This window comes from Salmonella sp. SAL-020 (genome assembly GCF_017372215.1).
Lineage (GTDB): Bacteria > Pseudomonadota > Gammaproteobacteria > Enterobacterales > Enterobacteriaceae > Salmonella > Salmonella enterica.
In genome coordinates this window covers 1,765,808-1,788,796 of record NZ_CP071690.1, presented here as the reverse complement: position 1 = coordinate 1,788,796, position 22,989 = coordinate 1,765,808, and the positions used below count along the sequence as shown (strand labels likewise).

Sequence of the window (22,989 nt, the reverse complement as noted above, 5' to 3'; positions counted from 1 at the left end):
GTCGCGATGAATACCTTCTCACTACAAACGCGGTTGTACAGCGGTCAGGGCAGCCTGGCGGTGCTCAAGCGCTTTACCAATAAGCACATCTGGATAATCTGCGATGGCTTTCTGGCGCGCTCTCCGCTGCTGGATACCCTGCGTAATGCGCTGCCCGCAGATAACCGCATCAGCGTCTTTAGCGAGATAACGCCGGACCCCACCATCCACACAGTGGTTCAGGGCATTGCGCAAATGCAGGCTCTGCAACCGCAGGTGGTGATCGGTTTTGGCGGCGGCTCGGCAATGGACGCGGCGAAAGCGATTGTCTGGTTTAGCCAGCAGAGCGGGATCAACATCGAAACCTGCGTGGCGATCCCGACCACCAGCGGCACCGGCTCGGAAGTGACCAGCGCCTGCGTAATTAGCGACCCGGATAAAGGCATCAAGTATCCGCTGTTCAACAATGCGCTGTATCCGGATATGGCGATCCTCGACCCGGAGCTGGTGGTCAGCGTACCGCCGCAGATTACCGCCAACACCGGCATGGACGTGCTGACCCACGCCCTGGAGGCCTGGGTGTCACCGCGCGCCAGCGACTTTACCGACGCGCTAGCGGAAAAAGCCGCCAAACTGGTGTTCCAGTATCTGCCCACGGCGGTGGAAAAAGGCGACTGCGTGGCGACGCGCGGGAAAATGCACAATGCCTCAACGCTCGCCGGGATGGCCTTCAGCCAGGCGGGGCTGGGGCTTAACCACGCGATAGCCCACCAGCTTGGCGGGCAGTTTCATCTGCCGCATGGCCTGGCCAACGCCCTGCTGTTAACCACGGTTATCCGTTTTAACGCCGGCGTTCCGCGCGCCGCCAAACGCTACGCGCGGCTGGCCAAAGCCTGCGGTTTTTGCCCGGCAGAAGCCAATGATATCGCGGCGATCAATGCGCTGATTCAGCAAATCGAACTGCTTAAGCAACGCTGCGCCCTTCCCTCACTGGCCGTTGCGCTTAAAGAAGGAAGATCCAACTTTTCCGCACGCATTCCGGCGATGGTGCAGGCCGCGCTGGCGGACGTTACGCTGCGCACCAACCCGCGCCCGGCCAGCGCCGAAGAAATTCGTGAACTGCTGGAGGAACTGCTATGAGCACCGCCATCAACAGCGTTGAAATGTCCCTTAGCGCCGATGAAATTCGTGAGCGCGTCCGCGCAGCGGGCGTTGTCGGCGCAGGCGGCGCAGGTTTTCCCGCTCACGTCAAACTACAGGCGCAGGTAGAGATTTTTCTGGTGAACGCCGCCGAGTGTGAACCGATGCTCAAAGTTGACCAGCAACTGATGTGGCAGCAAGCTGCGCGCCTTGTGCGCGGCGTACAGTACGCCATGACGGCGACCGGCGCGCGCGAAGGGGTGATTGCCCTGAAAGAAAAATACCGCTGGGCCATCGACGCCCTTACCCCGCTACTGCCCGCCGGTATCCGCCTGCATATTCTGCCGGATGTTTATCCGGCGGGCGATGAGGTGCTGACTATCTGGATGGCAACCGGCCGCCGGGTCGCCCCGGCTGCGCTACCGGCCAGCGTCGGCGTGGTCGTCAATAACGTGCAAACGGTGCTGAATATTGCCCGGGCTGTCGAGCAGCAGTTTCCGGTCACTCGTCGCACGTTGACCGTGAACGGCGCGGTCGCCAGACCGTTGACCGTTACTGTTCCCATTGGCATGTCGCTGCGGGAAGTACTGGCGCTGGCGGGCGGCGCAACGGTCGACGACCCTGGTTTTATTAACGGCGGCCCGATGATGGGTGGCCTGATTACCTCTCTTGATAATCCGGTGACGAAAACTACCGGCGGCCTGCTGGTGCTCCCCAAAAGCCATCCGCTTATCCAGCGGAGAATGCAGGACGAGCGCACGGTGCTTTCCGTCGCGCGCACCGTCTGCGAACAGTGCCGACTGTGTACCGATCTCTGTCCGCGACACCTGATCGGCCACGAACTCTCTCCGCACCTGCTGGTGCGGGCGGTGAACTTTCACCAGGCTGCCACGCCGCAGCTGCTGCTGAGCGCCCTTACCTGCTCGGAATGCAACGTTTGCGAAAGCGTGGCCTGTCCGGTGGGGATCTCGCCGATGCGCATCAACCGCATGTTAAAACGCGAGCTGCGGGCGCAAAACCAGCGCTACGAAGGGCCGCTGAATCCGTCCGACGAAATGGCGAAATATCGCCTGGTGCCGGTGAAGCGGCTGATCGCCAAACTGGGACTAAGCCCCTGGTACCAGGAAGCGCCGCTGGTTGAAGAAGAGCCGTCAGTAGAAAAAGTCACTTTGCAGCTGCGCCAGCATATTGGTGCCAGCGCGGTAGCGAACGTTGCGGTGGGAGAACGCGTGACGCGCGGGCAATGCGTTGCCGATGTCCCGCCTGGCGCGCTCGGCGCACCTATTCACGCCAGCATCGACGGCATTGTTTCGGCCATCAGCGAACAGGCCATCACGGTTGTAAGAGGTTAACCATGTCTCAGGCTATAGGAATTTTAGAACTCACCAGCATCGCCAAAGGGATGGAGCTTGGTGATGCGATGCTGAAAAGCGCCAACGTCGATCTACTGGTCAGCAAGACCATCTGCCCGGGGAAGTTTTTACTGATGCTGGGCGGCGATATCGGCGCTATCCAGCAGGCCATTGAAACCGGTACGTCGCAGGCCGGCGAAATGCTCGTCGACAGCCTGGTGCTGGCGAATATTCATCCCAGCGTACTTCCGGCCATCAGCGGCCTGAACAGCGTCGATAAGCGCCAGGCGGTAGGTATCGTCGAAACCTGGAGCGTGGCGGCCTGCATTAGCGCCGCAGACCGGGCGGTGAAAGGCTCAAACGTCACCCTGGTGCGGGTGCATATGGCCTTCGGTATCGGCGGTAAATGCTACATGGTGGTGGCGGGCGACGTTTCTGACGTCAATAACGCCGTGACGGTTGCCAGCGAAAGCGCGGGCGAGAAAGGGTTGTTGGTTTACCGTTCGGTGATCCCACGCCCGCATGAAGCCATGTGGCGACAGATGGTGGAGGGATAATGGAAAGACAACCGACAACGGATCGCATGATTCAGGAATACGTGCCGGGGAAACAGGTCACTCTCGCGCACCTGATTGCTAATCCAGGGAAAGATCTCTTTAAGAAGCTGGGCCTGCAGGATGCGGTGTCCGCCATTGGCATCCTTACCATCACGCCGAGCGAAGCATCTATTATTGCTTGCGATATTGCTACCAAATCCGGCGCGGTGGAGATTGGGTTTCTTGACCGCTTTACCGGCGCGGTGGTGCTGACTGGCGATGTTTCTGCCGTCGAGTATGCCCTCAAGCAGGTAACGCGCACGCTGGGCGAAATGATGCAGTTCACCACTTGCTCGATCACCCGGACGTAAAGTCATGAAGCGTTTGATGTTTATCGGCCCCAGCCAGTGCGGAAAAACCTCGCTGACCCAAAGCCTGCGCGGCGAAGCGCTCCATTATAAGAAAACTCAGGCCATTGAATGGTCGCCGATGGCCATCGATACGCCGGGCGAATATCTGGAGAACCGCTGCCTGTACAGCGCCCTGCTGACCAGCGCCTGCGAGGCCGACGTCATCGCCCTGGTGCTGAATGCCGACGCCCAGTGGTCGCCCTTTTCTCCGGGTTTTACCGCCCCGATGAACCGCCCGACGATTGGCCTGGTCACCAAGGCCGATCTCGCCGAGCCGCAGCGTATTTCGCTGGTTGCGGAGTGGCTTACGCAGGCTGGCGCCCGGCAGATTTTTATTACCAGCGCGTTGAATAATTCGGGTCTCGACGCCGTGCTGGATTTTCTGAATTCGAAGGAACCTTTATGTCTTACAAAATAATGGCCATTAACGCCGGCAGCTCATCGTTAAAATTCCAGCTGCTGGAGATGCCGCAGGGCGACATGCTCTGTCAGGGGCTGATTGAGCGTATCGGTATGGCGGATGCGCAGGTGACAATTAAGACGCACAGCCAAAAATGGCAGGAAACCGTCCCCGTTGCCGATCATCGCGATGCGGTAACGCTGCTTCTGGAAAAGCTGCTGGGTTATCAAATCATTAACAGTCTGCGGGACATTGACGGGGTGGGCCATCGTGTGGCGCACGGCGGTGAGTTTTTTAAAGACTCGACGCTGGTCACGGATGAAACGTTAGCGCAAATCGAACGTCTTGCTGAACTGGCCCCGCTTCACAACCCGGTAAACGCGTTGGGTATTCACGTTTTTCGTCAACTGTTGCCTGATGCCCCTTCCGTAGCCGTGTTTGATACGGCATTTCACCAGACGCTGGATGAACCCGCCTATATTTACCCGCTTCCCTGGCATTATTACGCGGAACTGGGGATTCGCCGTTATGGCTTTCATGGCACCAGCCATAAGTATGTCAGCGGCGTTCTGGCGGAAAAGCTGGGCGTACCACTCAGCGCATTACGGGTGATTTGTTGTCATCTTGGAAACGGTAGCAGCATCTGCGCCATCAAGAACGGGCGTTCGGTCAATACGTCGATGGGCTTTACGCCGCAGTCAGGCGTGATGATGGGCACCCGTAGCGGAGATATTGATCCCTCTATTCTGCCGTGGATAGCCCAGCGCGAAAGCAAAACGCCGCAACAGTTGAATCAGTTATTAAATAATGAGTCAGGCTTGCTGGGCGTTTCTGGCGTGTCGTCTGATTACCGCGATGTCGAACAGGCAGCCAATACCGGTAACCGGCAGGCTAAACTCGCTCTCACTCTGTTTGCCGAACGCATTCGCGCCACCATTGGCAGCTATATTATGCAAATGGGAGGACTGGATGCGCTGGTATTCACTGGGGGCATTGGCGAGAACTCAGCGCGCGCCAGATCGGCGGTGTGCCATAATTTGCAATTTTTGGGCTTAGCCGTTGATGAAGAGAAAAATCAGCGTAATGCGACATTTATCCAGACGGAGAATGCCCTGGTGAAAGTCGCCGTCATCAACACCAACGAAGAGTTAATGATCGCACAAGACGTTATGCGCATTGCGCTACCGGCCACGGAAGGGCTTTGTGTACCAGCCTGAGAGGGTTAAACGACGCATTGCGGCAAGTCATGGTAATAATGCTTTTACCATGACACTATGCGCGCACACTATTCGTACCTGAAAGGTGATAACGTGGCTGTTGCGCAATGCCCCGCCTCATGCGGGGAACTTATCCAGGGATGGATTCTGGGCAGTGAGAAACTGGTCTCCTGCCCCGTTGACTGGTACAGCACCGTAGCAGTCACGGCTGCGCCGCCGTTGGTAAACGAGCGTCCATTGTCGCGGGCGATGGTGGAGCGCGTTCTGGCGCACTGGCAGTATCCTGCGCACTGGAGTAACGAGATTCGCGTCGATGTGCGTTCGTCAATTCCCGTTGCCAAAGGCATGGCCAGCAGCACCGCAGATATCGCCGCTACGGCGGTGGCAACGGCGCATCATCTTGGCCATTCGCTGGATGAAACTACCCTTGCACAGCTTTGCGTCTCAATCGAACCCACTGATAGCACCGTTTTTCATCAGTTAACGCTGTTTGATCATAATAATGCGGTCACGCAAATCGCCTGCGAGCCACCGCCGCCAATCGATTTGCTGGTACTGGAAAGCCCGGTCACCCTGCGCACGCAAGATTACCACCGTCTCCCTCGCCAGCAGAAATTAATAGCAAGTTCAGCAACCTTGCAGCAGGCCTGGAATCTGGTGCAGGAAGCCTGTATAACGCAAAATCCGCTCCGACTGGGTGAGGCGGCTACGCTTAGCGCTATCGCCAGCCAGACGCTGTTACCTAAGCCGGGCTTTACCGCCCTGCTGTCGCTGGTCGAAGAGTGTGATTTATACGGATTGAACGTGGCGCATAGCGGTAGCGTGGTGGGTCTGATGCTGGACCGAAAACGTCATGATATTGCGCGCCTGAAAGGTAAGCTGGCAGAGAAAAAACTTACCCGACACTGGCCAAAACAACATTTACTCAAGATGGTCACAGGCGGGGTCAAACTGCAGTGAGAGCCTGATATACGCTCCCACTGCCGTAGCGCATTATTCGGCTTTTACATCGGCGTGTTTCATTTCGCCCATCGCTTTCAGCTTTTTGGAAATGTCGCGACGCTCTTTGGAGATTTCGGCATTTTTAATGATGTAGTCATCAACGCGATCTTCATAGTCGCTTTTCATACTGGCGATGATACCCTGAATCGCCTCAACGCTCATACCTGGCTTGATGTAGTCGCTCAGGTTGTCCAGCAGCAGCACACGCTTCTGGTTGTCACGGATCTTCTTCTCAATGTCCTGAATTTCACGCTGCAGTTTATTTTTGCGACGGAACAGACGAACAAACTCCAGCACGTCCTGGAAAGAAGGCTTGGTTGTTTCCATTTTTACACCCCTGATAATGTGAGATTCGGATTCGTTAAGCAACTGCTAGTGGATAAACATTACGTTTATCCCCGTCATACTTCAAGCCGCCAGAGGAAACACCGTTACGTCGCCGTCTGGGGAAACCTGAAGGTTCGGGGATAAAATCGTTGCCAGTAGCACTCATTTTATCCTTATATTAGTATCATACTCTTAATCTTTGCTGAATCGAAGCAGCAACAAATTCATTCGCCCCATCTGCTTTTTATTTGCGCAAAGCCCGGCAGATCAAATGTGAAAGCAGTTCCAACTGTCGGGCAGTTTCCATACTTAGCCAAACATAGCCGTGGATGGGGGTTTCAGCCACCGCGTCGCCCTGCTGCTCGTTCATTAGCTGCCGCAACTCGGCAGCAATATCATTCAGTTTACCGGTGTTTGCCAGTACCGGCTGCGGGTTGCCTTCAAACAACGCGTGGGCGATCGTTAGCAAGGTTTGCTGCGTCATCTGCTGGGTTTCACGCAATGTGTGCGCGTTAAGCATCACAAAATGGCTGGCGCGCGTCGCCCAGTGGGCATTGATTTGTAATTCAAGCATACAAACCAGGTTGCGGTTGATGGTCTGAATGGCCTCGAAAATAGATTTTTGTATCCGGGTTTCTTTACTGGCAGGCGTTATCAGCCCGCGCATTTTGACGACATCGTTCAGCAACCGTTGCAAATGTTTATCCAACCGGGGGCGCTCCAGCAAATTCGGCGACAGCGCTGCCTGATACACCCGATTATACGCCGTGACGCAATGAGCCAGTTGGATGCGCCAGTGCAAAAAGGCGCGCTGGGGCCAGATGCCGGTAAACAACATTGCCAGTAGCGACCCCAAAATCACATCCCCGCCACGCCATAATGCCGTATCCATATCACCAGCGGGAGCGCCGACAACAACGGCAAGCGTTATGCCTATCAGTAGCGCCTGATACGGTTTTTTCCCTAAGGCCAGCCAGCCGCACAAAAACATCGCTATCGCACACCACACCAGCATCAGCGGTAAGGAAAAGAGCTCCAGGCGTAGCGCCACCAGCCCTAACGCCGCGCCCAGAATCGTACCGCCTATGCGCTCAAAAGCACGAGGCACTACATTTCCCCAGAATGAGATGGGCCCCATAATCACCACTAACGTGATTAGCGGCCATGTGCCCTCGGGAATAGAAAACAGACGAACCAGCAGAAAGGTAAGAATGAACGCCAGGGCGATACGTATGCCATGCACGATGCGATAATGACGGTACAACCGTATTTCAAAAGGGCTTAATGACTTATCGGCACGCACGCTTGCGCTCCTTACGGGAATGGCAAAAAATGCATTGTACCTGCTTTATAGCAAAAATAGCGCACTGGCGGACGGAACACATTATCCGTCCGCTCTTTTCAGCCAGGAAACCAGTCGTTCACTTCCGCTGTACCGGAATATACATTTCAATATCCCAGTATCCATCTTCCATGCCGTTATTCAGATAGGTTTCAAAACAGGGCGCAGAGGCTATCTGATAAGCGCTATCCTGCTCCAGGACATCAAAAAACCGTTCCCACGGCTTCGCAAAGTCACGGTCTTCCACTCGCGCGACAGCAGTGGCATATTCGCCGCCTTCAATGGCGGTCACGATTACGCCTTCGCTATTGTCCGGCAGGATGAAATTCTCTGCCACGGACACCACGGTATCGCAGCGGAGTTTTTCTGCAGGTACGACATCTGGATTGTCGTAATAGACGGCAATCCATTCAACTGGCACGATCCGCTGTCGATCCACCCACGTCATCAGTTGTTCAAAACCCTGCTTCACGGTGTGTTCCCATGGACCGACCATGTGGAAACCGGCTATCTTGCGTTTTTGTTCCTGCCTGATTTCGTAATCCATGCTGCCTCCGTCACTTTACTATACTGTATGAATGTACAGTATAATTACAGCCTTTTACGGTCACAAGGACAGCGTGATCATTTTGTGAGCAACCTCGCAATCCCGCCCTTTTGACACCTCAGATGACGGTGAACGGTGTGTGACAACGGCTTACGCTTTATGCTGAAAATAGTCGCTCAGACGAGAGAACATACCGCCTTTACCCACCGACTCCAGAGTGACCAGCGGCCACTGAGCGATCAGTTTATCCCGATCGTATAGCTCTATTTCACCTACCCGTTGATGAGCGGCGATTGGCGCCTCCAGCTCTTTTCTATCCAGCACATATTTTGCTTTGATATGCGGAATTTCCGCTTTAGGCAGCGCCATCCAGAAATCCTGTTCCGTACCCAGCGCAATCTTTTCTTTATCTCCATACCAGATTCGCTCGCTGCCCACTTTTTTACCGCTGTGCAAAATCTGCACCGTCGCAAAGTTTTGCTGGCCCCACTGCAACAGTTTTCGCGCCTGTTCCTCACGGCCTTTCGAACTTTTCGCCCCCATCACGACGGCGATAAGTCGACGCTGCCCGTCCACCGCCGATGCGATAAGATTAAATCCCGCCCCCGATGTGTGTCCGGTTTTAAGCCCATCGATATGCATGGTCTTATCCCACAACAAGCCGTTGCGGTTCTGCTGCGTGATGCCGTTCCAGGTCAGGCTTTTCTCGCTGTACATGTGATAAAATTCAGGTTCGCCGTGAATAATCGCCCGGGAGAGTACGGCCAGATCATACGCGGAGCTATGTTGTCCCGGCGCATCCAGACCGTGGACGGTTTCAAAATGGGTATCCTGCAAATTGAGTTTTTTCACATAGCTGTTCATCATCGCCACAAACTGCGGCTGCCCGCCCGCGATATAATCCGCCAGCGCCACACAGGCATCGTTACCGGAATCCACAATTAAGCCACGGCTTAAATCGCGTACCGACACGCGATCCCCTTCTTTTAAAAACATCAACGAGGAGCCGACAAACACCGGATTATCCTTCGCCCAGGCGTCGCGCCCAACTGTGACGATATCGTCAGGGCTGATACGATGACTATCGATGGCGCGATCGACGACGTAGCCCGTCATTAGCTTGGTAAGGCTGGCGGGATTACGTTGCTGGTGTTCATTACCGGCGGTAAGAACCTGCCCCGTAGTGTAATCCATCAACACCCAGGCGCCTGCATCAATGGCTGGCGGTTGGGGAGCAAAACTTACGGCATCGGCCGCAAGCGCAGGAGAAAGGTGCATCGCGAATAAAGAAGCGGCAATAAACAAACGGCGTTTCAACAGCATGTCCTCAGGATGGTCTCTATTTGCCGTTCTTTTTACGGAAGTTCAGTTAAACAAACATGGATAAATTGCAAGAAAATGTGACACAAGGCACATTTTCTTGCTGACATTATTTTATGGATACGCTCAGACGGCGGACTTATCCCCGCGCGGCGCGGTACGATGACGATGATAGCCGTCAACCATGCTACGGAAAATTTGTCCCGGCGTGTCGCCAAGAGTACACAGATAGAGATGCGCGCAAATAAACAGTAAGCCGATGATAGCAAGCGCCATATGCAGCACCAGCATCACAGGGCCCAGACCCGCAACCTGCGGATAGAGACACAGCAAACCGGTGATGATTAACAGCGGTACCAGCGCGTACATAATCGCCAGATATGCCAGTTGTTGCAGTGGATTGAACTTATTCTGCTCTGTTGCCGCGAACGGATGCGCTTCCCCTTTCATAATGCCAAAAAGGTAAAAACGCGTCTGGCGTATGCAGCGCGTTACCAGTCCGGAAAAATTTACCCGATAGTGACGCCCGTTACCTGTGGTGAGGTTGATCAGCACAAACCCGACCCAGAAAGCCAGTAAGGCAAAACCACACCAGGTATGCACTTGTACCATTAGCGCTACAGGGCCGAGAGAAAAATGACCAAATAAACCGCTTAACAGTAATAAAACAAACAGTAACGCATTTCCCCAATGCCAACGGCGAATCGCCAGCGAGTAGAGATAGTCACGATGCTCTTCGCCGCCCGCCGTTTTTGGCGCCAGCATCCGGCGCAATAACGCATGGATAACCAGCCCAACAAGCATGAGCAGCACCACGACGCCTGCATAAATTAACCACAGCGGCCAATAATCTGGCGCATAATGTAGTTCCGCTCCCCAGATAGTATTCATGCTTTACCCTCCTGATGGATTTCTTTACGACGGTACAGACTGACCGCGCCGCTACGCGCTTCCTGCTGGCGATAGACCTCTTTCTGACCGACCCAGCGCTGGATCTCGCTCTCATCCAGTCTGCCGAATTTCAGCGCGTCCGTTGGGCAAACGGATACGCACGCCGGAGACTGGCCAGCCGCCAACCGCGTGTCGGCACAGAAGTTACACTTGTCGGCGACGCCGGTTTGCGGATTCAAATAGCGCACATGGAAAGGACACGCGGCAACACAATAATCGCAGCCAATACAGCGCGATTTATCCACCTGCACGATCCCGTTTTCATCACGATATGACGCTCCGGTAGGACAAACGCTGACACATGGCGCATTTTCACAGTGCTGACAGGAGACGCGGACAAATTGAAAATGGATTAGTGCGTTGGATGCCTGTTCAGGGGCGCGAATTTGTACCTGTACGCGGCTAAATCCCTCCGGTACGTCATTAAGCACTTTGCAGGCAACGGTACACGCCTGGCAGCCGATACAACGTTTTTCATCATGCAGCATGACGTACTGATTCGTTAAATGATTCATGGTTCCCTCCTCCCTCATGCCCGGCTCAGCGTCACGCCTGCGGTATGCACTACCGTACCGGATACCGGACTCGTCACGTGCGGCAGTAAATTGCCACAGTGGATACCGTGTGTCGTCGCCGCCGTTTTGGCCCCAGCTTTAGCGCCAAATCCCATATAGACAAAAAGCGTGTCCGGGCGGATACCGGGCGTCACCAGCGCCTTACCTTTCTCTTTACCCGTGGCATTTTCCAGCCAGATCTCATCGCCGGTCTTAATGCCTTTTTCTTGCGCCGTTTGCGGATGAACCCAGACCGCGTTATCCCACATTAGCTCGCTGAGTAAAGGTACGTACTGCGTCGCGCCATTGGTATGCACGGCCACCTTGCCCTGAATGAAGTAAAGCTCATTCTCTTTTTTCAGCGCAAAGTCACGAACGCGCGGAACGCCGTAGCCAGGGAGCAATTCCTCCAGGGTTGCGGAATAAAGTTCGATTTTGCCGGAGGGCGATTTGAAGCGAAGCTGTTCGCCATAGGTGTTGTCACTGTCCGTCGCGATAGCGCCGGGGTAACGCGCCGTAAACTGACGAACGGATTCTGGTTCGCGTAATAGCAGCGGAACGCCCCATTCGAGATACCCTTTCTGTCGCAGTTCCTTCGCTAAGGCATGGTCGCCGTTCAACTGATAGAGTTGGCGCGTCTGCATATCCTGCCACGGATAGTACTGCCCTAATCCCAACTGCTCGCCAAGTTCTTTCCAGATTTGCCAACTCGGACGCGCCTCGCCAATCGGCTCTACGACCTGTTGGCGCAGAGCGTAAGCCGGGTGCAGTCCCGACATATCGGATACCTCTTCGTCCCGTTCGAGATAGGTGCATTCCGGCAGCAGATAGTCGGCATATGCCGCGCTCTCGCTCAAATAGACATCGCAGCTGACCACCAGATCCAGTTGCTCAACGGTTTTTACCAGGTCCGAACGACAGGTGACGGTCTGGAAAGGATTATGCCGCGACATAATCCACGCCTTTATCGGGTAAGGCTTCTGGGTTAACGCCGAGTCAATAATGCTTTGCACCACGCCGCCGCCAGCGGCGATATATTTAAACTGCGGTGCGACCAAATCGATGCGTTGCGCCGTCGGTTTCGGCATATTTTTAATGTTGAGTTTCGCCAGCGTTGGCGCGACCTTTTCTCCGGCCAGTTTATTGTAAACAGACGCGTTTTTTTTCTGATATAGCCCGCCTTCGCGCTCAATATTACCGAGCAGCACATTAAGCGTAAAAATCATACGCCGCATATCGATCTCTTCCTGCGAGAACGTCGCGCGATGACCAGGACTGACAATAGCGTGAGGCGCGCAGGCAGCCAGTTCGCGTGTCACCCGGACAATAACGTCGGCTGGGACATCGGCCTGCGCGGCGGCCCATTCCGGCGTCGTCTCTTTTACCGCCTGTGCTAACTGTTCAAATCCGCTGGTATAACGCTCAACAAAAGACGCATCGTAGAGCTGTTCATCAATCATGACGTGGCACATCGCCAGCAGAACCGCTAAATCCCCCCCGGGACGAATAGCGTGCCACTCATCCGCCTTGCTGGAAAATATAGACAAACGCGGATCGAAGCTCACCATTTTGGCCCCCTTCTCCTGCGCGGTCATTAACTCATGGGTATCGGCAACTTCAATCCCTTCATACAAATTGTGGCCAAACGAAACCAGATAGCGCGTGTTAGCGATATCCATCGCCAGATCGCCGCCCATCATCACTTTTGCCGCAATGGCTTTCCCGGCAGGGCATGTTGAGGCGTGAGTAAAGGTATTAGGCGAACCAAAGGCCGTAGCCAGATGGAAAAGATGGCTGGAGAGCGAGCCCGATTTGGAAGAGAAAGCCACGCTCTCGGGGCCATGCTGCGCTTTGATGGCATTCATTTTCGCCGCGATTTCCTGGTAAGCCTGTTGCCAGCTAATCACCTGCCATTCACCGTCGCCGCGTGGCCCGGTGCGTTTCATAGGTTTTACAATCCGTTGCGGGTCATTGACCAGGCTGACGCCGCTCCCGCCCCTGGCGCATATGCGCGTCCCCTGCTGCGGCGCAGAAGGATTGCCCTGGATAAAAACGGTCTTGTTATTGACTACCTGCGCCTGAATAGGGCAACGAAAGGAACACATCTCGCACAAACTTGGCGTTAGCGTGGTTTTACCGTTAATGCCGGCAATCGGGTTGCGCGCCAGCGCCCCGGGCGGAAAAGCGCCCAGCGCGCAGGCAGAGCAGCCTATGCCTACCCCCTGCAAAAAAGAACGACGACTAATGCTCATATAACCTCCTGTTATTAGATATAGCTGAAGATTATATTTAATTTGTATTATGAAATGTCGGCTTCAATCACAATTTGAAATAGTTGTTAAAATGAGCATGCCAACACGATAAAACCTTTTATTTTATAAATATTTTACATTTCCTGAACACGCACATGGACTGTCATTGAATAATCAGCAGAATTACCAAACAACCCGCTGTTAATTATAAAAATGATACAATTCCAATAACACGTAATAATATTTAAAAGAAAACGATTATTTCCTGAAAAGCGATTTCACGCGCTTTACGCAGTTCTTTCTCATACGCGCCGGACCGTCCGCCGACGATATCCCGAATGCCGGCGAAAAAACACTGGTTGAGCATCGAAGCGGGTTTACTTTTGCGTGCACACGGGCTCCGTTACCCGACCCGCTCTCTTATGCCTGGATTTTTCCGCAGATACGTCAGCGTCCCACAATACGGTGACATGATGACAGAATGGACACTTTCTGAAAGAAACCTTCCAGATAGCATGGTGAATTGTGATCTCCATCGCCATACCGATATATGAAGCTTACTTTTAAGGCGTTAAAAATCCAGACCGTTTTTCCATAATGATGTTGATAAGGAATTCTAATGAAGATATCATCAGGCGCAATTAATTTTTCTACTATTCCTAACCAGGTTAAAAAATTAATTACCTCTATTCGTGAACATACGAAAAACGGGCTCGCCTCAAAAATAACCAGTGTTAAAAACACGCATGCTTCTTTAAATGAAAAACTTAAAACAGGAAAGAGCTCATCGATTGAGTTCGCGTTACCACAAAAAATAAAAGACTTCTTTCAGCCGAAAGATAAAAACACCTTAAACAAAACATTGATTACTGTTAAAAATATTAAAGACACAAATAATGCAGGCAAGAAAAATATTTCAGCAGAAGATGTCTCAAAAATGAATGCAGCATTCATGCGTAAGCATATTGCAAATCAAACATGTGATTATAATTACAGAATGACAGGTGCGGCCCCGCTCCCCGGTGGAGTCTCTGTATCAGCCAATAACAGGCCCACGGTTTCTGAAGGTAGAACACCACCAGTATCCCCCTCCCTCTCACTTCAGGCTACGTCTTCCCCGTCATCACCTGCCGACTGGGCTAAGAAACTCACGGATGCAGTTTTACGACAGAAAGCCGGAGAAACCCTTACGGCCGCAGATCGCGATTTTTCAAACGCAGATTTCCGTAATATTACATTCAGCAAAATATTGCCCCCCAGCTTCATGGAGCGAGACGGCGATATTATTAAGGGGTTCAACTTTTCAAATTCAAAATTTACTTATTCTGATATATCTCATTTACATTTTGACGAATGCCGATTCACTTATTCGACACTGAGTGATGTAGTCTGCAGTAATACGAAATTTAGTAATTCAGACATGAATGAAGTGTTTTTACAGTATTCAATTACTACACAACAACAGCCCTCTTTTATTGATACAACATTAAAAAATACGCTTATACGTCACAAAGCCAACCTCTCTGGCGTTATTTTAAATGAACCGGATAATTCATCACCTCCGTCAGTGTCAGGGGGCGGAAATTTTATTCGTCTAGGTGATATCTGGCTGCAAATGCCACTCCTTTGGACTGAGAACGCTGTGGATGGATTTTTAAATCATGAGCACAATAATGGTAAAAGTATTCTGATGACCATTGACAGCCTGCCCGATAAATACAGTCAGGAAAAAGTCCAGGCAATGGAAGACCTGGTTAAGTCATTGCGGGGTGGCCGCTTAACAGAGGCATGTATCCGGCCAGTTGAAAGTTCGCTGGTAAGCGTACTGGCCCACCCTCCCTATACGCAAAGTGCGCTTATCCGCGAGTGGCTCGGGCCTGTTCAGGAACGTTTTTTTGCCCACCAGTGCCAGACCTATAATGACGTTCCCCTGCCGACTCCTGACACATATTATCAGCAGCGCATACTGCCTGTGTTGCTGGATTCGTTTGACAGGAACAGCGCCGCCATGACCACTCACAGCGGACTCTTTAATCAGGTGATTTTACACTGTATGACAGGCGTGGACTGCACTGATGGCACCCGCCAGAAAGCTGCAGCGCTTTATGAACAGTATCTTGCTCACCCGGCGGTGTCTCCCCACATCCATAATGGGCTCTTCGGCAATTATGACGGCAGCCCGGACTGGACAACCCGCGCTGCAGATAATTTCCTGCTGCTTTCCTCCCAAGATTCAGACACGGCGATGATGCTCTCCACTGACACGCTGTTAACAATGCTAAACCCTACTCCTGACACTGCATGGGACAACTTTTACCTGCTGCGAGCCGGAGAGAACGTTTCCACCGCGCAAATCTCTCCGGTAGAGTTATTCCGTCATGACTTTCCGGTGTTTCTCGCCGCATTTAATCAGCAGGCCACGCAGCGACGCTTTGGGGAGCTGATTGATATCATCCTCAGCACTGAAGAGCACGGGGAGCTGAACCAGCAGTTTATTGCCGCCACGAACCAGAAACATTCCACCGTGAAGTTGATTGATGATGCCTCAGTGTCGCGTCTGGCCACCATTTTTGCCCCCTTGCTTCCTGAAGGCAAACTCAGCCCGGCACACTACCAGCACATCCTCAGTGCTTATCACCTGACGGACGCCACCCCACAGAAGCAGGCGGAAACCCTGTTCTGTCTCAGTACCGCATTCGCACGCTATTCCTCCAGCGCCATTTTCGGCACTGAGCATGACTCTCCGCCGGCCCTGAGAGGCTATGCGGAGGCGCTGATGCAGAAAGCCTGGGAGCTGTCTCCGGCGATCTTCCCGTCCAGCGAACAGTTTACCGACTGGTCCGACCGTTTTCACGGCCTCCATGGCGCCTTTACCTGTACCAGCGTTGTGGCGGATAGTATGCAACGTCATGCCAGAAAATATTTCCCGAGTGTTCTGTCATCCATCCTGCCACTGGCCTGGGCCTAGTCCAGCCTCAACCCGCATGAAATTAAGGGACACAGCGTTGTGTCCCTCTGTACATAGACCCGTTTTAGTCCATGCATTTTTTGAGATCCCGGCCAGATTGCCCCTGGCCTAAATTCCATACAGTACTAAATCAGAACCAGTAATTTCAGATGGACCGGAATATGGTTTACCATAGAGGGAGCGTAGTTTAGTGTCGCTGATGGTCATTTTAGTATTTTGTACTCAATGATTTTAATGTTTATGTACTCACCATCGCATGTACGAACATTAGCAACAATATCAATTGGTGTACAAATACAATCAATCAACGACAAAATAAAAGAATAAAATATTTCATATACAGATAACATCAGGCGTGTACATCAAGTGACAGTTAAAAACGACAGCATACAGAGCACATTCCTCTTCCACGATTACGAAACCTTCGGTACGCATCCGGCCCTCGACAGACCTGCGCAATTCGCCGCGCTCCGTACGGATAACGACTTCAACGTTATCGGCGAGCCGGAGGTGTTTTATTGCAAACCCGCCGATGATTATCTACCGCAGCCCGGCGCGGTGCTGATTACCGGCATCACGCCGCAGGAAGCGCGTGAGAAAGGAGAAAACGAAGCCGCTTTCGCCAGACGCATTCATGCGCTGTTTACCGTTCCTAAAACCTGCGTTGTGGGCTACAACAATGTGCGTTTTGATGATGAAGTCACGCGCAATATTTTTTATCGCAACTTTTACGATCCCTATGCCTGGAGCTGGCAGCATGATAATTCACGTTGGGATCTATTGGATGTCATGCGCGCCTGTTATGCGCTGCGCCCGGAGGGAATTAACTGGCCGGAAAACGACGACGGCCTGCCCAGCTTTCGTCTGGAACATTTAACCCAGGCGAACGGGATCGAACACAGCAACGCGCATGATGCGATGGCGGATGTCTACGCCACTATTGCGATGGCGCAACTGGTGAAAACACGCCAGCCGCGGCTGTTTGATTATCTTTATAGCCACCGCAGTAAACATAAACTGGCGGCGCTGATTGACGTCCCGCAAATGAAGCCGCTGGTGCATGTCTCCGGCATGTTTGGCGCGTGGCGCGGTAATACAAGCTGGGTCGCGCCGCTGGCGTGGCATCCTGAAAACCGTAACGCGGTGATCATGGTCGATTTAGCAGGCGATATTTCTCCTCTTCTTGAGCTGGACAGCGACACCCTTCGCGAGCGGCTTTATACGGCCAAAGCCGATCTTGGCGATCACGCCGCAGTGCCGGTAAAGCTGGTGCATATCAATAAATGTCCGGTACTGGCGCAGGCGAATACCTTGCGCCCGGAGGATGCCGACCGGCTGGGAATTAACCGCCAGCATTGCCTGGATAACCTGAAAGTGTTGCGTGAAAACCCGCAGGTTCGCGACAAAGTGGTGGCGATTTTCGCCGAAGCCGAACCTTTTGCCGCCTCGGATAACGTTGATGCCCAGCTCTATGATGGTTTTTTCAGCGATGCCGATCGCGCAGCCATGAAAATCGTACTCGAAACCGAGCCACGTAACCTGCCCGCGCTGGACATTACCTTTGTCGATAAGCGCATTGAGAAGCTGCTGTTTAATTACCGCGCACGCAATTTTCCCGGTACGCTGGATGACGCAGAGCAGCAGCGCTGGCTAGAGCATCGCCGTCAGGTGCTGACGCCGGAGTTTTTACAACAATATGCCAATGAATTGCAGATGCTTTCTCAGCAGTATGCGGAAGATAAAACGAAGCTGGGGTTGCTGAAATCACTGTGGCAGTACGCAACTGAGATTGTGTAATTGACCAATGCCTGACGAGCATTGTTAATCCAGAGCGGATAAAGAGTGACGCCGCCATCCGGTAAACGTGCTGGATGACAAACAAAAAACCGGAGGCACTGCCTCCGGTTTTACTATTGCCGATAATACGCGCGATTACGCGACGTCTTCGTACTGTGGAACCGGGTTGCGGAAGCTTTTAGTTACGCACGCCAGATAAATCAGCCCGATACCTGCCCAGATCAGGCCCAGTACCATTGAGCTCTCTTCCAGGTTAACCCACAACGCGCCAACCGTGAGCGCGCCGCACATGGGCAGGAACAGATACTGGAAGTGATCTTTCAACGTTTTATTACGCTTCTCACGGATCCAGAACTGCGAAATCACCGACAGGTTAACAAAGGTAAACGCGACCAGCGCACCAAAGTTAATCAGCGCCGTCGCCATCACCAGGTCAAAATTAATCGCCAGCAGCGCGATCGCCCCGACCAGGATGATGTTCATCGCTGGCGTACGCCATTTCGGATGAACGTAACCGAAGAAGCTTTTCGGGAATACGCCGTCGCGCCCCATTACGTACATCAGGCGCGCTACGCCTGCATGCGCCGCCATACCGGAAGCCAGTACGGTGATAGTAGAGAAGATCAGCGCGCCCACCTGGAAGGTTTTACCCGCCACGTACAGCATGATTTCCGGCTGAGACGCATCCGGATCTTTAAAGCGAGAGATATCCGGGAAGTACAATTGCAGGAAATAGGTTGCAAAGATGAAGATCAGGCCGCCAATCAGCGCGGTCAGAAAAATCGCACGCGGGATCACGCGCTCAGCATCTTTGGTCTCTTCCGACAGGTTACTGATGCCGTCAAAGCCGGTAAAGGAGAAGCACAGGATCGTCGCTCCCGTAATCATCGGGATAACGTGCGCATCGCCGGACCAGAACGGACGGGTGCTCGCCAGCGTACCGGCGCCTTCGCCTTCAAATACGCCATAAACCACCATGCCCAGAATGACCGCAATCAGCACCACCTGTAGCACTACAATCACGGTGTTGAAGTTAGCGACCGATTTGAGGCTGCGCAGGTTAAAGGCCGTCATAAAGGCCACCAGCGCCACGACAAACACCCATGACGGAATGGAGGGCACCAGCGCTTCAAAATAAATTTTCGCCAACAGAATGTTGATCATCGGCGCGAACAGATAATCGAGCAGAGAAGACCAACCCACCATAAAGCCAACGGTCGGGCTGATGGATTTCTGGGCATAGGTGTACGCCGAACCCGCGGAAGGATAGCGACGCACCAGTTTCCCGTAGCTCAACGCCGTAAACAGAATCGCGATTAACGCGAATGCATACGCCGTCGGTACGTGACCGTCAGTGAGGCCTGAAACGATACCAAATGTATCGAACAGCGTCATCGGCTGCATATAGGCAAGACCCATCATTACAACCGGAACTAACGTAAGCGTTTTACGTAATTCCACGCGAGAGGTGTTTGGAGTAACGTTATGCGACATGGTCATTCTCCTTTACGGCGAATGCCGTCGCGTAAGCAAAAAATTGCCCCATTTTCTGGATTCCTCAGCGACAACAACTGTCGATTTTTAAGTAAGTATCTATCCGGTACGAAGCCCGGCCTCTTGGTATTGAATGATGTGTTTGAAGCAAAAAAATAACCGACGCGTATTAAAACGTCGGTTAGTGTCATTTTTTGCAAGCGGCGTATTCTGCCCTAAATTGAAGTGAAATGACAAGAGAATGCGAGCGCGTTCAAAAAATTATTTTTCATAAGCGATTGATTTTTAAACCGTCGATTTTGCATACACCCCAGCAATAGCATTATTTGCTAAAATTTCATCCCGCCACCAGCCGCTGGCCAGCCCGGCGGTCTGTTCATTCCAGCCAACCCACACCGGTTCATAGACGATTTGCGCCACAACTTTCTTCTCTATAAGCGCGCCGCTTTCCAAAAATCGCTGCGCCAGATAACGCGGTAAATAGCCGCATCCCAGGCCGCTAATTTGCAGCTCCAGCTTGGTTTTAAAATCAAACACGGTAATCGCTTCCTGAGCGTCGAGCAGTTCAGACCCTATTGATCGCGAGGAATGGACGCTATCGCCAACCACAATCGCGCGAAAACGTTTGATCGTCTGGCGGCTAAGCGGTTCCTCTTCATGAACCAGCGGATGATGCGGAGCGACAGCAAACACCAGTTCAAGATCGCCCAGTCTTGCAAAGCCAAAGCCGGTGTCAGGCGGCGGCGCGCGCATGGCGCCAACAATAATATCCGCCCTTCCCTGCGTCAGCGTCTCCCATGAACCGCCGAGAACGCCATTGACAAATTTAAGGCGCGTCACGCTGTGGCGTTGATAAAAAGCGTCGATAAGCGGGGCCAGAAGAGAAAAGGGAAAGGTATCATCCACACCGATGACCAGTTCGTTCTCCCAGCCTTCATGCAGTTTAATCGCCTGCTTTTCCAGCTCGCGAACGGTGTGCAGCACTTCACGGCCTTTTTCCAGTAGCATCTTACCGGTTCGCGTAAATCGCGCGCGATGCCCGCTACGGTCGAGCAATTGGATATTAAGATCGTTTTCCAGCTTATGAACGGTATAACTGAGGGCGGACGGCGTTTTAAATAATTTTGCCGACGCCGCCGCGAAGCTGCCTTCTTTTTCTAACGCATCAAGAATAATCAGAACGTCCAGCAGTGGTTTCATACTCGTCCCCTTGCGCTATATGGCGACCACCTGCTGGACAGCGACTCACTCCATCGGCATCACCAGCGGATCGGGATATTGATATTCAAATCCCAGCTCATTACAAATCCGGCTACCGTCGATAATCTTCCCTTTGCCGTTGTCCGGTGCGTTACGAAAATGCGGCGGCGCCATTCCCAGCAAGCGCGTCATTTGCGGATAAAACACGTTGCGGGCTGGATGCGCCGGCGCACATATATTATAGATGTGCCCCCCTTTTGGCGCCTGTAGCAAAAGGGTAATTGCGCCAACCACGTCTTCAAGATGCACCAGATTGACCCCGTGTTGACCATCCGGCGCGGTTTTTCCGGCAAAGAAACGACCGGGATGGCGTCCAGGCCCGACCAACCCCGCCAGCCGCAGAATATCTACTGACGTGCCCGGCAGATTATGCAGCCAATCTTCCAGTTCCTTCAGGGTACGCCCGCTGGCCGTGACCGGATTACGCGGCGTATTCTCTTTCACCACGCCTTGCGCATCGCCGTAAACAGACGTCGAACTGGTAAAAATAATACGCGGGATACGATAAGCCAGCGCGCTGTCGACCAGCTCCTGCATCGCCTGCAGATAAAAATCCTCTCCCGGACCGCTACGGCGCGCGGGCAGTGTTATCACCAGCGCATCGACATCCAGCAGAGCGTCAAGATCGTCCGCCTCACAGACCAGCTCCGGCTCCAGACGCAGCGGATAGCTTTCAATTCCACTCATACGGGCCGCTTCCACCCCGTCAAGGGTGGTTTTGCTGCCGGTAACCTGCCAGCCTCTCGCTGCCAGCGACATTGCCAGCGGCATGCCTAACCAACCTAAACCGACAATTGCGACCTTTTTCATCCATTTTCTCCTGACTTTAACGCCTTATACATAAGGCTACGCCAGCCCGCCGTGACTGACAATTCATACTATAAATGCGAAATGAAAAAAGCGCTTGCTTTAAGGCGTAAAAGTGGTTTAGGTTAAAAGGTATCAAATGAATAAGCATTCATCGGAATTTTTATGACACGCGTTCAATTTAAACACCACCATCATCACCATCATCCTGACTAGTCTTTCAGGCGATGTGTGCTGGAAGACATTCAGATCTTCCAGTGGTGCATGAACGCATGAGAAAGCCCCCGGAAGATCATCTTCCGGGGGCTTTTTTTTGGCGCGCGATACAGACCGGTTCAGACAGGATAAAGAGGAACGCAGAATGTTAGACAACACCCGCTTACGCATAGCTATTCAGAAATCAGGCCGTTTAAGCGATGATTCACGAGAATTGCTGGCCCGCTGCGGCATAAAAATTAATTTACACACTCAGCGCCTGATTGCGATGGCGGAAAACATGCCGATTGATATCCTGCGCGTGCGTGATGATGACATTCCGGGTCTGGTGATGGATGGCGTGGTCGATCTCGGCATTATCGGCGAGAACGTGCTGGAAGAAGAGCTACTCAACCGCCGCGCGCAGGGTGAAGATCCGCGCTATTTTACCCTGCGCCGTCTTGACTTCGGCGGCTGCCGTTTATCGCTGGCAACGCCGGTTGACGAAGCCTGGGACGGCCCGGCCGCGCTGGACGGTAAACGTATCGCTACCTCTTATCCGCACCTCCTCAAACGCTACCTCGACCAGAAAGGCGTCTCTTTTAAATCGTGTCTGTTAAATGGTTCTGTCGAAGTCGCGCCGCGCGCGGGGCTGGCCGACGCTATCTGCGATTTGGTCTCTACCGGCGCGACGCTTGAAGCTAACGGCCTGCGTGAAGTCGAAGTTATCTACCGCTCTAAAGCCTGTCTGATTCAGCGCGACGGTGAGATGGCACAGAGCAAGCAACAGCTGATCGATAAATTGCTGACCCGTATTCAGGGCGTGATTCAGGCGCGCGAATCGAAATACATCATGATGCACGCGCCAAGTGAACGCCTGGAAGAGGTTATCGCCCTGCTGCCAGGCGCCGAAAGGCCGACAATTCTGCCGCTGGCAGGCGAGCAACAGCGCGTGGCGATGCACATGGTCAGCAGCGAAACGTTGTTCTGGGAAACCATGGAGAAACTGAAAGCGCTTGGCGCCAGCTCGATTCTGGTACTGCCGATCGAGAAGATGATGGAGTGATCTGACGCCTGATGGCGCTGCGCTTATCAGGCCTACGTAATGCGTTGATATTTTGGGTTCTGTAGGCCGGATA

22 protein-coding genes, 2 pseudogenes and 1 other annotated feature are annotated in these 22,989 nt (G+C 53.0%); of the genes and pseudogenes, 11 read left to right on the top strand and 13 right to left on the bottom strand.

Features of this window, described 5'->3' with window-relative positions:
- Positions 1-6 precede the first annotated feature (6 nt).
- The 7 genes from pduQ to pduX all read left to right on the top strand — a co-directional run bounded on the left by pduQ (position 7) and on the right by pduX (position 5,994).
- Positions 7-1,119, top strand: coding sequence for a 1-propanol dehydrogenase PduQ (gene pduQ, locus J1G48_RS08380; RefSeq protein ID WP_001091466.1), 1,113 nt, complete (start codon positions 7-9; stop codon positions 1,117-1,119).
- On the top strand, positions 1,116-2,471 hold the full coding sequence (pduS, locus tag J1G48_RS08375) for a cobalamin reductase PduS (RefSeq protein ID WP_000100783.1): 1,356 nt from the start codon (positions 1,116-1,118) through the stop codon (positions 2,469-2,471). The genes pduQ and pduS overlap by 4 nt, the downstream gene beginning before the upstream one ends.
- A 2-nt stretch (positions 2,472-2,473) precedes the next feature.
- The gene (pduT, locus tag J1G48_RS08370; RefSeq protein ID WP_000075772.1) at positions 2,474-3,028 is read left to right on the top strand and encodes a propanediol utilization microcompartment protein PduT; all 555 of its coding nucleotides are present in this window, start codon (positions 2,474-2,476) and stop codon (positions 3,026-3,028) included.
- Complete coding sequence (pduU, locus tag J1G48_RS08365) at positions 3,028-3,378, top strand: propanediol utilization microcompartment protein PduU (protein WP_000441103.1); 351 nt, start codon at positions 3,028-3,030, stop codon at positions 3,376-3,378. The genes pduT and pduU overlap by 1 nt, the downstream gene beginning before the upstream one ends.
- A gap of 4 nt (positions 3,379-3,382) precedes the next feature.
- The gene (gene pduV, locus J1G48_RS08360) at positions 3,383-3,835 is read left to right on the top strand and encodes a propanediol utilization protein PduV (RefSeq protein ID WP_000826278.1); all 453 of its coding nucleotides are present in this window, start codon (positions 3,383-3,385) and stop codon (positions 3,833-3,835) included.
- Positions 3,820-5,034 carry a propanediol utilization propionate kinase PduW gene (gene pduW, locus J1G48_RS08355; protein WP_000120647.1) on the top strand — a complete coding sequence of 405 codons (1,215 nt, stop codon included), beginning with the start codon at positions 3,820-3,822 and terminating at the stop codon, positions 5,032-5,034. The genes pduV and pduW overlap by 16 nt, the downstream gene beginning before the upstream one ends.
- Positions 5,035-5,127: 93 nt before the next feature.
- Positions 5,128-5,994, top strand: a complete 867-nt coding sequence (pduX, locus tag J1G48_RS08350; protein WP_001533066.1) for an L-threonine kinase PduX — start codon at positions 5,128-5,130, stop codon at positions 5,992-5,994.
- 33 nt (positions 5,995-6,027) lie between these two features.
- On the opposite strand, the gene J1G48_RS08345 is transcribed toward pduX, so the two are convergent.
- The 8 genes and pseudogenes from J1G48_RS08345 to J1G48_RS08310 form a co-directional block, all read right to left on the bottom strand.
- Positions 6,028-6,363, bottom strand: coding sequence for a DUF496 family protein (locus J1G48_RS08345; protein WP_000450405.1), 336 nt, complete (start codon positions 6,361-6,363; stop codon positions 6,028-6,030).
- 244 nt (positions 6,364-6,607) lie between these two features.
- Positions 6,608-7,666: an FUSC family protein gene (locus J1G48_RS08340; protein WP_001200854.1), complete on the bottom strand. Its 1,059-nt coding sequence runs from the start codon at positions 7,664-7,666 to the stop codon at positions 6,608-6,610.
- Positions 7,667-7,784: 118 nt separating this feature from the next.
- Complete coding sequence (gene sbmC / locus J1G48_RS08335; RefSeq protein ID WP_000384326.1) at positions 7,785-8,252, bottom strand: DNA gyrase inhibitor SbmC; 468 nt, start codon at positions 8,250-8,252, stop codon at positions 7,785-7,787.
- Positions 8,253-8,402: 150 nt separating this feature from the next.
- A complete protein-coding gene (gene dacD, locus J1G48_RS08330) occupies positions 8,403-9,575 on the bottom strand; it encodes a serine-type D-Ala-D-Ala carboxypeptidase DacD (protein WP_000925044.1) in 1,173 nt (390 codons plus the stop codon).
- 123 nt (positions 9,576-9,698) lie between these two features.
- On the bottom strand, positions 9,699-10,463 hold the full coding sequence (gene phsC / locus J1G48_RS08325) for a thiosulfate reductase cytochrome B subunit (protein ID WP_001092553.1): 765 nt from the start codon (positions 10,461-10,463) through the stop codon (positions 9,699-9,701).
- Positions 10,460-11,038, bottom strand: coding sequence for a thiosulfate reductase electron transport protein PhsB (gene phsB / locus J1G48_RS08320; RefSeq protein ID WP_001016230.1), 579 nt, complete (start codon positions 11,036-11,038; stop codon positions 10,460-10,462). The genes phsC and phsB overlap by 4 nt, the downstream gene beginning before the upstream one ends.
- A gap of 14 nt (positions 11,039-11,052) precedes the next feature.
- Positions 11,053-13,329: a thiosulfate reductase PhsA gene (gene phsA / locus J1G48_RS08315; protein ID WP_000028228.1), complete on the bottom strand. Its 2,277-nt coding sequence runs from the start codon at positions 13,327-13,329 to the stop codon at positions 11,053-11,055.
- A gap of 259 nt (positions 13,330-13,588) precedes the next feature.
- Positions 13,589-13,699 (bottom strand): annotated as a pseudogene (locus J1G48_RS08310) (heavy metal-binding domain-containing protein); the annotation flags it as partial.
- A gap of 249 nt (positions 13,700-13,948) precedes the next feature.
- Here J1G48_RS08310 and sopA point away from each other — a divergent pair.
- Positions 13,949-16,297 carry an SPI-1 type III secretion system effector HECT-type E3 ubiquitin transferase SopA gene (gene sopA, locus J1G48_RS08305; RefSeq protein ID WP_000703991.1) on the top strand — a complete coding sequence of 783 codons (2,349 nt, stop codon included), beginning with the start codon at positions 13,949-13,951 and terminating at the stop codon, positions 16,295-16,297.
- Between the two features lie 129 nt (positions 16,298-16,426).
- Here sopA and J1G48_RS23260 read toward each other — a convergent pair.
- Positions 16,427-16,504: pseudogene (locus J1G48_RS23260) on the bottom strand (hypothetical protein); the annotation flags it as partial.
- A 159-nt stretch (positions 16,505-16,663) separates the two neighbouring features.
- Between J1G48_RS23260 and sbcB the strand changes: the two are divergent.
- Positions 16,664-18,094, top strand: a complete 1,431-nt coding sequence (gene sbcB, locus J1G48_RS08300) for an exodeoxyribonuclease I (protein ID WP_000216699.1) — start codon at positions 16,664-16,666, stop codon at positions 18,092-18,094.
- A gap of 135 nt (positions 18,095-18,229) precedes the next feature.
- On the opposite strand, the gene plaP is transcribed toward sbcB, so the two are convergent.
- The 4 genes from plaP to J1G48_RS08280 form a co-directional block, all read right to left on the bottom strand.
- On the bottom strand, positions 18,230-19,588 hold the full coding sequence (gene plaP, locus J1G48_RS08295) for a putrescine/proton symporter PlaP (protein ID WP_001519005.1): 1,359 nt from the start codon (positions 19,586-19,588) through the stop codon (positions 18,230-18,232).
- Positions 19,578-19,640, bottom strand: coding sequence for a membrane protein YoeI (gene yoeI, locus J1G48_RS08290; RefSeq protein WP_096335044.1), 63 nt, complete (start codon positions 19,638-19,640; stop codon positions 19,578-19,580). Before yoeI ends, plaP begins: the two co-directional genes overlap by 11 nt.
- A 233-nt stretch (positions 19,641-19,873) precedes the next feature.
- Positions 19,874-20,788: a LysR family transcriptional regulator gene (locus J1G48_RS08285; protein ID WP_000803317.1), complete on the bottom strand. Its 915-nt coding sequence runs from the start codon at positions 20,786-20,788 to the stop codon at positions 19,874-19,876.
- Between the two features lie 45 nt (positions 20,789-20,833).
- Positions 20,834-21,658 (bottom strand): SDR family oxidoreductase, encoded by an 825-nt coding sequence (locus tag J1G48_RS08280; RefSeq protein ID WP_000754713.1) that lies wholly within the window; start codon positions 21,656-21,658, stop codon positions 20,834-20,836.
- A 162-nt stretch (positions 21,659-21,820) separates the two neighbouring features.
- Here J1G48_RS08280 and hisL point away from each other — a divergent pair, with 162 nt between their 5' ends.
- Both hisL and hisG read left to right on the top strand, forming a co-directional pair.
- Positions 21,821-21,871, top strand: coding sequence for a his operon leader peptide (hisL, locus tag J1G48_RS08275; RefSeq protein WP_001364200.1), 51 nt, complete (start codon positions 21,821-21,823; stop codon positions 21,869-21,871).
- Positions 21,847-21,970: a sequence feature (His leader region), on the top strand. Its footprint overlaps the gene before it by 25 nt.
- Positions 21,971-22,016: 46 nt before the next feature.
- On the top strand, positions 22,017-22,916 hold the full coding sequence (gene hisG, locus J1G48_RS08270; RefSeq protein ID WP_000886600.1) for an ATP phosphoribosyltransferase: 900 nt from the start codon (positions 22,017-22,019) through the stop codon (positions 22,914-22,916).
- Positions 22,917-22,989 lie beyond the last annotated feature (73 nt).

Bases quoted from the DNA above. Each gene is read 5' to 3' on its own strand.
- hisG (WP_000886600.1), top strand. From the start codon at position 22,017: ATGTTAGACAACACCCGCTTACGCATAGCTATTCAGAAATCAGGCCGT.
- dacD (WP_000925044.1), bottom strand. From the start codon at position 9,575: ATGCTGTTGAAACGCCGTTTGTTTATTGCCGCTTCTTTATTCGCGATG.
- phsA (WP_000028228.1), bottom strand. From the start codon at position 13,329: ATGAGCATTAGTCGTCGTTCTTTTTTGCAGGGGGTAGGCATAGGCTGC.
- pduU (WP_000441103.1), top strand. From the start codon at position 3,028: ATGGAAAGACAACCGACAACGGATCGCATGATTCAGGAATACGTGCCG.
- pduS (WP_000100783.1), top strand. From the start codon at position 1,116: ATGAGCACCGCCATCAACAGCGTTGAAATGTCCCTTAGCGCCGATGAA.
- sopA (WP_000703991.1), top strand. From the start codon at position 13,949: ATGAAGATATCATCAGGCGCAATTAATTTTTCTACTATTCCTAACCAG.
- phsB (WP_001016230.1), bottom strand. From the start codon at position 11,038: ATGAATCATTTAACGAATCAGTACGTCATGCTGCATGATGAAAAACGT.
- sbmC (WP_000384326.1), bottom strand. From the start codon at position 8,252: ATGGATTACGAAATCAGGCAGGAACAAAAACGCAAGATAGCCGGTTTC.
- pduT (WP_000075772.1), top strand. From the start codon at position 2,474: ATGTCTCAGGCTATAGGAATTTTAGAACTCACCAGCATCGCCAAAGGG.
- pduQ (WP_001091466.1), top strand. From the start codon at position 7: ATGAATACCTTCTCACTACAAACGCGGTTGTACAGCGGTCAGGGCAGC.
- pduW (WP_000120647.1), top strand. From the start codon at position 3,820: ATGTCTTACAAAATAATGGCCATTAACGCCGGCAGCTCATCGTTAAAA.
- J1G48_RS08285 (WP_000803317.1), bottom strand. From the start codon at position 20,788: ATGAAACCACTGCTGGACGTTCTGATTATTCTTGATGCGTTAGAAAAA.
- phsC (WP_001092553.1), bottom strand. From the start codon at position 10,463: ATGAATACTATCTGGGGAGCGGAACTACATTATGCGCCAGATTATTGG.
- pduV (WP_000826278.1), top strand. From the start codon at position 3,383: ATGAAGCGTTTGATGTTTATCGGCCCCAGCCAGTGCGGAAAAACCTCG.
- J1G48_RS08280 (WP_000754713.1), bottom strand. From the start codon at position 21,658: ATGAAAAAGGTCGCAATTGTCGGTTTAGGTTGGTTAGGCATGCCGCTG.
- plaP (WP_001519005.1), bottom strand. From the start codon at position 19,588: ATGTCGCATAACGTTACTCCAAACACCTCTCGCGTGGAATTACGTAAA.
- J1G48_RS08345 (WP_000450405.1), bottom strand. From the start codon at position 6,363: ATGGAAACAACCAAGCCTTCTTTCCAGGACGTGCTGGAGTTTGTTCGT.